This is a genomic window from Wolbachia endosymbiont of Drosophila nikananu, from assembly GCF_028981865.1.
GTDB lineage: Bacteria > Pseudomonadota > Alphaproteobacteria > Rickettsiales > Anaplasmataceae > Wolbachia > Wolbachia pipientis_B.
Genome location: NZ_JAPQLL010000063.1, coordinates 1 through 8657, shown reverse-complemented (window position 1 = coordinate 8657; position 8657 = coordinate 1). Strand labels below are relative to the sequence as shown.

15 protein-coding genes and 2 tRNA genes are annotated in these 8657 nt (G+C 56.2%); 12 read left to right on the top strand and 5 right to left on the bottom strand.

What is annotated here, in order from left to right:
- A partial coding sequence (locus tag OZD67_RS04195; protein WP_274999732.1) for a hypothetical protein occupies positions 1–385 on the bottom strand: 385 nt, incomplete at its 3' end.
- A gap of 279 nt (positions 386–664) precedes the next feature.
- Positions 665–907: a hypothetical protein gene (locus OZD67_RS04190; protein ID WP_274999731.1), complete on the bottom strand. Its 243-nt coding sequence runs from the start codon at positions 905–907 to the stop codon at positions 665–667.
- 62 nt (positions 908–969) lie between these two features.
- On the opposite strand from OZD67_RS04190, the gene OZD67_RS06330 reads away from it, so the two are divergent.
- From OZD67_RS06330 to OZD67_RS04140, 11 genes are all read left to right on the top strand, one after another.
- Positions 970–1179: a helix-turn-helix transcriptional regulator gene (locus OZD67_RS06330; RefSeq protein ID WP_264649380.1), complete on the top strand. Its 210-nt coding sequence runs from the start codon at positions 970–972 to the stop codon at positions 1177–1179.
- Positions 1131–1403, top strand: coding sequence for a hypothetical protein (locus tag OZD67_RS04185; RefSeq protein ID WP_274999730.1), 273 nt, complete (start codon positions 1131–1133; stop codon positions 1401–1403). Before OZD67_RS06330 ends, OZD67_RS04185 begins: the two co-directional genes overlap by 49 nt.
- The gene (locus tag OZD67_RS04180; protein ID WP_274999729.1) at positions 1400–1912 is read left to right on the top strand and encodes a helix-turn-helix domain-containing protein; all 513 of its coding nucleotides are present in this window, start codon (positions 1400–1402) and stop codon (positions 1910–1912) included. The genes OZD67_RS04185 and OZD67_RS04180 overlap by 4 nt, the downstream gene beginning before the upstream one ends.
- Entirely contained in the window at positions 1909–2622 is a 714-nt protein-coding gene (locus OZD67_RS04175; RefSeq protein ID WP_274999728.1) for a DNA polymerase III subunit beta family protein, read from the top strand. Before OZD67_RS04180 ends, OZD67_RS04175 begins: the two co-directional genes overlap by 4 nt.
- Complete coding sequence (locus tag OZD67_RS04170; RefSeq protein ID WP_274999727.1) at positions 2619–3176, top strand: hypothetical protein; 558 nt, start codon at positions 2619–2621, stop codon at positions 3174–3176. Before OZD67_RS04175 ends, OZD67_RS04170 begins: the two co-directional genes overlap by 4 nt.
- A 202-nt stretch (positions 3177–3378) precedes the next feature.
- Positions 3379–4023 (top strand): hypothetical protein, encoded by a 645-nt coding sequence (locus OZD67_RS04165; RefSeq protein WP_274999726.1) that lies wholly within the window; start codon positions 3379–3381, stop codon positions 4021–4023.
- Positions 4023–4211: a hypothetical protein gene (locus OZD67_RS04160; protein ID WP_274999725.1), complete on the top strand. Its 189-nt coding sequence runs from the start codon at positions 4023–4025 to the stop codon at positions 4209–4211. Before OZD67_RS04165 ends, OZD67_RS04160 begins: the two co-directional genes overlap by 1 nt.
- Positions 4208–5014, top strand: coding sequence for a hypothetical protein (locus OZD67_RS04155; protein ID WP_274999724.1), 807 nt, complete (start codon positions 4208–4210; stop codon positions 5012–5014). The genes OZD67_RS04160 and OZD67_RS04155 overlap by 4 nt, the downstream gene beginning before the upstream one ends.
- Positions 5011–5202 carry a hypothetical protein gene (locus OZD67_RS04150; RefSeq protein ID WP_274999723.1) on the top strand — a complete coding sequence of 64 codons (192 nt, stop codon included), beginning with the start codon at positions 5011–5013 and terminating at the stop codon, positions 5200–5202. Before OZD67_RS04155 ends, OZD67_RS04150 begins: the two co-directional genes overlap by 4 nt.
- Positions 5199–5531 (top strand): DNA-binding protein, encoded by a 333-nt coding sequence (locus OZD67_RS04145; RefSeq protein WP_203547545.1) that lies wholly within the window; start codon positions 5199–5201, stop codon positions 5529–5531. Before OZD67_RS04150 ends, OZD67_RS04145 begins: the two co-directional genes overlap by 4 nt.
- On the top strand, positions 5497–6651 hold the full coding sequence (locus OZD67_RS04140) for a site-specific integrase (protein WP_274999722.1): 1155 nt from the start codon (positions 5497–5499) through the stop codon (positions 6649–6651). The genes OZD67_RS04145 and OZD67_RS04140 overlap by 35 nt, the downstream gene beginning before the upstream one ends.
- Before the next feature lie 80 nt (positions 6652–6731).
- Here the strand turns inward: OZD67_RS04140 and OZD67_RS04135 are convergent.
- The 3 genes from OZD67_RS04135 to gpt all read right to left on the bottom strand — a co-directional run bounded on the left by OZD67_RS04135 (position 6732) and on the right by gpt (position 7471).
- Positions 6732–6808, bottom strand: a tRNA-Arg gene (locus tag OZD67_RS04135).
- Between the two features lie 20 nt (positions 6809–6828).
- Positions 6829–6905: transfer RNA gene (locus tag OZD67_RS04130), tRNA-Pro, on the bottom strand.
- 50 nt (positions 6906–6955) lie between these two features.
- Complete coding sequence (gene gpt / locus OZD67_RS04125) at positions 6956–7471, bottom strand: xanthine phosphoribosyltransferase (protein ID WP_046901358.1); 516 nt, start codon at positions 7469–7471, stop codon at positions 6956–6958.
- 61 nt (positions 7472–7532) lie between these two features.
- On the opposite strand from gpt, the gene OZD67_RS04120 reads away from it, so the two are divergent.
- A partial coding sequence (locus OZD67_RS04120) for an MFS transporter (RefSeq protein WP_274999721.1) occupies positions 7533–8657 on the top strand: 1125 nt, incomplete at its 3' end.

Below are 8657 nucleotides of genomic sequence, written 5' to 3'. Positions count from 1 at the left end.
AGGCGTGGGACGCGCCCGTTGACATATCGACTACAACGCCGATGATTCCGCCGAAGCCAAGATTTCCAATGACCCAACCATTGAAATCAGAACTATTCTTGGCATTTGAGAAATCGTAGTTATCTTTTACACAGCCAACCCACAGATCGCTGCCTTTACGGCTTACGCTAACTACTCCAGGCGTAGAGTTTACGTATCCGACCTGAACGCCTTCACGATAGAGGGCACATTTAGCGCCTTCAGGGCTAGTGTTAATTGAAATATCTTGGTGGCTACCGCTGACAATACTTGCACAACCAGCGAGAGACAGAGCGGCCAGCATTGCCGCAGGCATGCGAAAAAGATTCACTTCTGAAATCCATAATTTGAACACAAATCGTTCCATAAACTTTTTTTCATAGGTGTCAATTTGTTGCTGTAAAGTTTCTAAGTTCTTCTATTTGCGTCTTTATTTTTCCTGAAAGCATTGCCTAGTAAATATAGTAGGCAATGCCTATTGACGAGCTTACTAAGCAATGCCTAATGTTCTCTCCATCGCCTCATGCGACGGAGAGAACACATGTCGTCCAGACACCCACTCCTGCAGCACACACGGACTCAGAGCGGCTTTGATCGCTTCCTGCAGGACAACATTGAACCAGACGTTCACGACCAGGCGCGGAGCCTACAGGACCGTCTGACCGGAACGCGCAATCTTGCGGCCCGTAACGCCAGACTTGGCGACGAGCGCATGGCCCAGATCTGGGAGCGCTGCGCCGAAGACTTTGCCGCTGGCTTGTCCCGTCTTCTGACGTTGAACCTGCTTCCTGAAAGCGTTCCTGATTTCCCGGAGCCTGTTGAACGGGATTGTCGTCCAGTGACGGTTGCCCCGATCATCGAGATTGATGCCGCCCGCCTTGCTGCTCATTGCTGGAAGCAGGTTCAGGGCCTGCGAGGCATCACCATGGGCGCACCTCTCCGGAGGCACTCATGAGCGAGAATATGTCGAACCTCATCAACGAGATCGAGGCAGCAAAAATCCTGAATCTCAGTCGTAGAACTCTTCAGACCATGAGGCAGGAAGGAACAGGGCCGGCCTTTATCAAATTAAGTGAACGCAGGCTTGCTTACGAGAAATCTGAAATTGAGAGATGGATCAGCTCTCGCCGCGTCACTTGCACAAAGGAAAATGCGGGATGACCCAAGCAACGAAACCCCGCTTCGGGATCTGCGACGCCAAAGGCACGATCGTCAGCCGCTTCCACTCGCAATTCATGGCCAGCAAGCATGCGTTGTCCTGGGCAGCGCAGAAAGGTTCGTCCGTCGCCATCAAGCAACGTGGAACCATCATCGCCTGGGCACGTCCGTTCGGACCCGGTGAAGCACGCCTGGACGAAGGCCATACACCGGAGTTGGCGTTATGACGGCAACAATCGTGGACATTCTCCAGTCACTGCGCCGCGGCAAGGCAGCCCCTGCTATCGCAGAGTTTTTCGAGATCCCGGAAGCAGCCGTGCAGGAGGTCTGGAACAATCTGTTTGACTGCGCGATCGAGGCAGCGACGATCTATCCGGCGGATGCAAGCCTTTCTCCCGATGCCGGGAAAATGGTCAGTGCGTCGGTGGTCGTACCAGAATTTGCGCCTAACGCGCCAATCCGGATGCCCGACCCCACAAAAGGCGGTCGCCCCCATCGCTCAGATCCGCCGCCAACAGGCAGGCCGCGTGGTGGTCGTCCCATGCCGTCCCATAACAGCGACCCATCCAAGATGAGCCCGCTTCATCAGCAGATGCTGGAGATGATGAAGGCTGGTGTCGGGACCATGGATATTTCCCGCAAGCTGAATGTGTCGAGCGCAACGGTCTCCACACGCCGCCGCAGGTTTGAGGATGCAGGCCTGATCCCCGTGTCCGCACACAGAAAGATCGCATGATGAAAATCACGTTTGATTGCCGTGCACTGGCGTTTGCACACTTCGCAATGTCGTCTGATGAAGGACGGTATTATCTGCAAGGTGTTTCGGTCGAAAAGCACAATGATCGCATAGTTGCGACCGCGACCAACGGACACGTTCTTCTGAGTGCATGCGGACCTAACCTTGCACCGGATGACCATGAGACAGCAGTTCTTACCGCAACAGAGTGCCCTGATTTTGAGCAGTTCATTCTGGAGCGCCGCACAGGAAAAGGTCTGTTTTCTGCCTGCATGCAGTCAAGAGCCATGTATGTCACCTTGCAGAGCACCGACCGGGAGAGGCGCCTGTATTGGGAGACTTACAACATCACGGAAGAGCCGCTTGATCGAGGTCTAGTTGATCTGATTGACGGCCCATTTCCTGAATGGCGCCGTGTGGTTCCAGCCAAGGTTGAGAACGCCCCGAATAACCCAGGGTTCATGACTACCCGCACCGTCAAGATCATCACGGATGCGATCGCACGAGGCTTACGCGCGCCGGTTACATCCTTTCGTCTTGTCGGAACCATGGCCACGGCACCGCACCTGCTCCAGGTGCGAGATCCTGACCAGAGAAGCGAGTTCATTGGGGTGGTGATGCCCGTCACGGACGAGAAGGAATGGCAGCCCATTCTTACGCCGGAATGGGCGTTGGCTAGCCCCGCTACGCAAAGCGAGGACGCAGCATGAGCAAGATCCCCGTCACCAAGGCAGGGCAGACTCTCCTAGCCGAGAAGATGACGACAGCTCTGCATGTCGCATTGAATGAGGGCGCACTAACATCCAATCAGCTCATGCTTTCCCTGATCGTGCTGCTGATTGGCGGCTCATACATGGATCGCGATCTGATGGACAAGATCACCGGCAAAGATGGCGGCGGCGGCTTCCGTCACCTGGAACAGGTCGAGATCGAGGATATCGCCATTGCCGTGCTGGAGCGCAAAGCGACCGTTATCGCGCCGGCTAAACGAACGTCAGCGATGGTTAATGAAGAGGCCTACAGGAAAGGCGAGGTCATCGGCACGATTATTGGCGCTGATCACTTTGTACGATCGTTTGGGACGCTTGATGTCCTGGAGCATCTCTCCAGGAACGCGCTTCTCAATCTCGCCGAAACCGTCTGGGGGATACCAGATGAAGCAGTTCTGGATCGCAAAGCCGCAGATCTGCGGCGGCATATGGCTGCGCAGCAGGTCATGTGGCGTCCCACCAGCTTTGCCACGTTCACGGAGGATCTGTCGTGAACGGACTTCATTCAGACATGCGACAGCTGCGCAAGCAGGCCGCCGCCCTCGGCTGGACGGCCGGACGCAGCAATGGCGGCCATCTAAGGTGGACGCATGAGTCAGGCGGGATCGTCTTCAGTTCATCCACGCCAGGCGACGTCCGATCAATTCGCAACACACTCGCCCAGATCAAGCGCAGCACGCCGAAAGGAGCCGCGAAATGACCCAGAACACGGAACAGAACATGCGGACGCGGGAAATGATTATTCTGGAGATATCGACGCTTCTCCACGCGAGCATGTATCCTGACGATGCTCGCAAGTCTGCTGAGGATCTAGTTGAAGAGATTGCATTCCTCGGTGCGGAAGAACAGCGCCGGAAGGATGCGGAGGACAGTCGAGCAGTACACCAATGGCGTTTGACCGCCGATGATGAATGGGTGAACGCCGTCGATCTAGTTGAATTAGATCAGGTTAGAAACGGATACCCGGGGGCAGAAACACGCACGCTCTACACCCGCCCCGCCAACGTCGCCGCGCTGGAAGCAGAGATTGCATTACGAGACGTGGCAGCCGAACGCGAGCGTCAGAAGTCCGTGGAAGGATGGACCGAAGCGCATGATGACCAGCATTCAGCGGGGCAGCTTGTCGCGGCGGCGACCTGCTACGCGGAATCTTCCTACTTTCTGACTGATAGACTGCGTTCGAATGGATCTCAAATGGACGTTCCGCGCCTTTGGCCGTGGGCTGATGAGTGGTGGAAGCCGACGACGCAGCGCCGAGATCTAGTGAAAGCGACTGCTCTGATCCTCGCTGAAATCGAGCGCTTAGACCGCGCCATCCTCACACGCGAGGGAGGGGTGTGATGGAAGGCCGGACTTCTTGGGAAGAAGGTTATGATTGGGGTCACGGACGCGGCGAACAGCCAGCGCAGAACGACAAACGTAAAGTTGCCGCGGCTTTAGGTTTTGGTTCTTCAGGACGCGACTTCGATCAGTTCATGGATGGTGCTGAAACCGCAATCAATGAGCAATATTCAGGAGACCCGGCATGAGCGGGCGGACGAATACGGATCAGTACGTGATCGTGGATCTGCGCGCCGCATGGGCACGCCGGAAATTCCTGACGTTCTGGCGTCCTAATTTTGCAGGTTACGCTTACCCGCTTTTATGGGCTGGCGATTACACCAGCGCTACAGTGATCGAGAAAGACGAGTACCTGACAAGGCGTCGATATTCTGTTGCGACTGGCAAATACACTGGCAAGTGGGAGCGCTTTGCTGTCCTGCGATCTGTCGCAGAAGCAATCGCCACCGCGCCACCGCTTGGTCAGATCGATGGGAATGCTGGCCCTGTTGTGCTCAACAACAAACAGAACCGGGACCACCTAATTGCAAACCGGCTGCGGCTACCGCCGACCGAGCGCATCCGTAAGGCCTGGACGGTGCGCGTGGCTTGGTGGGATGAAGAAGGCACTATGTATGGGCCTTCGGCCAGCAAGGTACGTTCCAAAGTACATAGGGACGTTGATGGCGTCACATTTGCTGACATCACAGTCCGACGCTGCAAGGATCAGGACATCATCCTTCCCGTTCCAGACGAGGTTGCTTTGGGACTGACAGCCAAGGAACGCGACGTGCTCTTGCACGCCCATGGCTCGACCTGCGGTGATGTCATGAAGGCAGGCTTCAGGGACTATTATTACACGGACCAAACCAATCCTGTTCTTTGCTCACTGGTAGAGAAAGGCTTGATGCGGAAGTCGGATAGAGGATGGGAAGAAGGCAGCTCCTATTTCTTTACTACAGACGCTGGCAAGCACTGCGCGAACTCCCTTACGCCGGAGTACAACCCATGAGCGGCCGGACGGATACGGAGCGGCTGGAGTGGATTTTCCAGCAGGATGTAGTGATCGGAACTTACGGGAGTGACCCGGCTGCCTGGAAAGATGTGGTGTTCGCTCTTTATCAAAAGACGTTCCCCATCGATCTCGTGGACGGGCGCATTGCCATCGACGCAGCCATGGACGCGGAGGAACGGGGATGATTGAGCCGCGCTTCCTTACCCGCGAACAGGCCGCCGCCTATGTCGGAATTGGCATCACCACGTTCAATCAGGAAGTTTCACTTGGCGTCTGGCCTCCACCACGGATCCGTGGCGGCAAAGGCGGACGCTTGACGTGGGACCGCAAACTGCTGGACCTCTACGCGGACCGGGATTCAGGAATTGGAGTGGTGGCGCCGGCTGCAACCAGCGCCACCGTTCCTGCGAAGCCCGGCTTTTCATCACCTCTTGCGGAGAATATGAGTGCCACGCTCACGCAGAACAGGGCTGAACGTCGTGCGCAAGACACGCGCCGACGGCAGCATCATTGAGTATTTTTACGACCGACAGACTCGGAAATTTCTGGGCCATAACAGAGAGGCAGCGCTTGCCTCTCTGGAAAACCTGTCGCCATTGCAGGCAGCCGGACTTAATCCGGGTACCATTGGCGCATTGATTATCGATTACCTTGAATCGGAAGCCTACCGGAACCTGTCGCCCCGAACGCGCAACCTGTACCGGAACTACCTGGACAAGATGCGCGAGGATTGGGGTCTGCACCCTGCCCGCGCCATCACAAGACAAGATGTTCTGGCAATCCGAGAAAGATTGAGCGCAACGCCGCGCAAGGCCGATCAGGTTCTTTCTCTTCTCCAGATGCTTCTCGGCCGTGCGAAGGATGCCGGAATCATTGATGCAAACGTGGCTGAACGATTCAAACGGCAGCACACGACGAAGCGTAGCGAGATCTGGAGCTATGAGATGGAAGATGCGTTCCTGGAACGCGCGCGCCCGTCTCTTCAGCTGGCATACCTTCTCCTGCTTTATACCGTGCAGAGACCAGGTGACGTGCTGACCATGGATGACAGCCGTATCTCTATCCGCAGCGGCCGGATGTTCATCGCACTGCGACAAGAGAAAACCGGCGCACTGATTGACGTTCCAGTACATGCGCGCTTGGAGCCGCACATTAAGAAGCGCTTGAAAGATATTGAAGCTGAACGTTCTTCTGAAAACGTCATTGCCGTCCGAATCGGTCCAGCTACGCAGAAGCTTCTTGTCCCCAGCCCGACCGGAAAAGTCTGGGCACCGCGAAATTTTGCCCGCGCTTGGGATGCCGTCATGAAGCGGCTTGCCTACGCTTACGCGCGTCAGCTGCTGAAAGGTGGCGCGACACGAGACCAGGTTAAGGATGAACTTACCGCGAATCACCGGCAGCGTCGGGATCTGAGAAGGACGGGAATTGTTCGCCTGGCAGAAGCTGGAGCAACGACGCCGCAAATTGCTGCCATATCTGGACATGCGATCGATTACTGCCAGCGCATCATCGACACGTACCTGCCAAGACGGACGGAAGTGGCTGTCGCAGGAATGGAAGTTTGGGAGCGCCATCAGATGCGCGAGACGTCTAAGATTGTTTCGATTGCTGCTACGCGCGGCCGGCTGATGTGAACGGTTTGAGAACCTACCCATAGCCATTGCAAACCATCTGCAAACTTTTGCAAACCCAGCAGGGCGAAAGTGGCGCTAAATGGCGCGCCCTGCTGGATTCGAACCAGCGACCCACAGCTTAGAAGGCTGTTGCTCTATCCAACTGAGCTAAGGGCGCAGTAAAGAAACCTCAAAGACTGGTCGGGGCGCCCGGACTCGAACCGGGGGCCTCCTGTACCCAAAACAGGCGCGCTACCAGGCTGCGCCACGCCCCGAACCGAGGCGGAACTTAGGTGGTATAAGTTCCGGACGCAATAGGGTTTTTTCAATCTTTTTCATTTCTTACGAGCGGAGGCACAAAAAGTGGTGCCGTATCCCACGGAAACAGCACCCAGGTGTCCTGAGCGACTTCCGTGACATAGTGGTCGGTCAGCGGTTTTCCGTCCGGCTTGGCATACAGGCAGGCAAAAACAGCCTTGGGCAGCATTTCCCGCACGAACTGGGCCGTAATGCCGGAATCAACCAGATCATCGACGATCAGGAAGCCTTCACCGTCACCGGCAGCGGTTGGCGCTTTCACAACTTTTGGCTGATGCTGCGTGCCTTCCTCACCAGCGTAGCTGATGACAGAAACGCTTTCGATCAGGCGGCAGCCCATTTCACGGCCGAGAATAGCTGCAGGGATCAGGCCACCACGCGTAATCGCCACGATACCGCGGAACGGACCGTGCTTTTCCATGAGCGTCGCAGCAAGAGTACGGGCATCACGATGGAGCTGGTCCCAGGTGACGGTTGCGTACGTTACGGGTTTGGGTATGGATGTAGCATTCATGTCTCTCATCTGCCTTCCGGCTCGGAATTTTGCAATAAACTTGCACGCCGGAAGTGACTAATGTGCCTGAATGATTGAACCAGCATTACGGGCCCTTCCCGGCCTCGGCCCACTGATTATCAGCCGAATCTGTTCCCAGCTTTCTGCGACGACGCTGACAATTGCCATCGGCTGGCAGATGTATGCCCTGACCCATAGCGTTTCATCGCTAGGCTATCTGGGCCTTGCACAGTTTCTACCGATGGTTCCCCTGACATTCATTTCCGGACACGTCGCGGACCGTTTTAATCGTCGTAGCGTGGTGCTGATCTGCCAGATTCTGGAAGTGCTCAGCACTGGCGCCCTTGCTGCCATCGCGGCCATGCATTGCCTGACCCCGGCCTATGTGTACGCTTTTGCAGCGTTCTACGGCACGCTCCGCAGCTTCGAAATGCCGTGCCAGCAGGCGTTTCTTCCAGCAATCGTCCCCCCTCAGCTTTTGCCTAGAGCACAGGCCCTGATGTCCTCGCTGTTCATGACGGCATCCATTGTAGGGCCAAGCCTGGGCGGCCTACTTTACGGGCTTGGGTCAGTCATCTGCTACAGCCTTGCGACGCTTGGATTCGCCTTGGCATTTCTAGGAACGCTGGCTCTGAAATTGCGCCATAAGGTCGCATCAAAAGAACCCGTGACGTTCGCCTCTGTATTTGCGGGCCTTGGTTTTCTGAACAGACGTCGCGACCTTCTTGGTGCAATTTCCCTGGATCTTTTTGCCGTTCTTCTTGGCGGCGCCACTGCCATGCTCCCCGTCTATGCGGATAGCGTTCTCCATGTGGGACCAATAGGGCTAGGCTTTCTGCGCGCAGCCCCCGCCCTTGGAGCGCTCTTTACATCAGCCTGGCTGTCCCGCCATCCACTTGGGGGCCGCGCTGGAATTACGATGTTTGTTTCCGTGATCGTTTTTGGAATCGCGACCATCGTGTTCGGCGCTTCGCACATCACATGGATTTCAGTCGCCGCCCTGATGGTTTTAGGAGCAGCAGACGTCATCAGTGTTGTCGTCCGGTCTTCACTCATTCAACTGGCGACACCAGACGCCATGCGCGGCAGAGTCTCTGCTGTAAATTCGCTGTTCATCGGCTCCAGCAACCAACTGGGCGAATTTGAGAGCGGAATGCTGGGAACAGCCATCGGGCCAGAAGCAGCTGTTATCGCA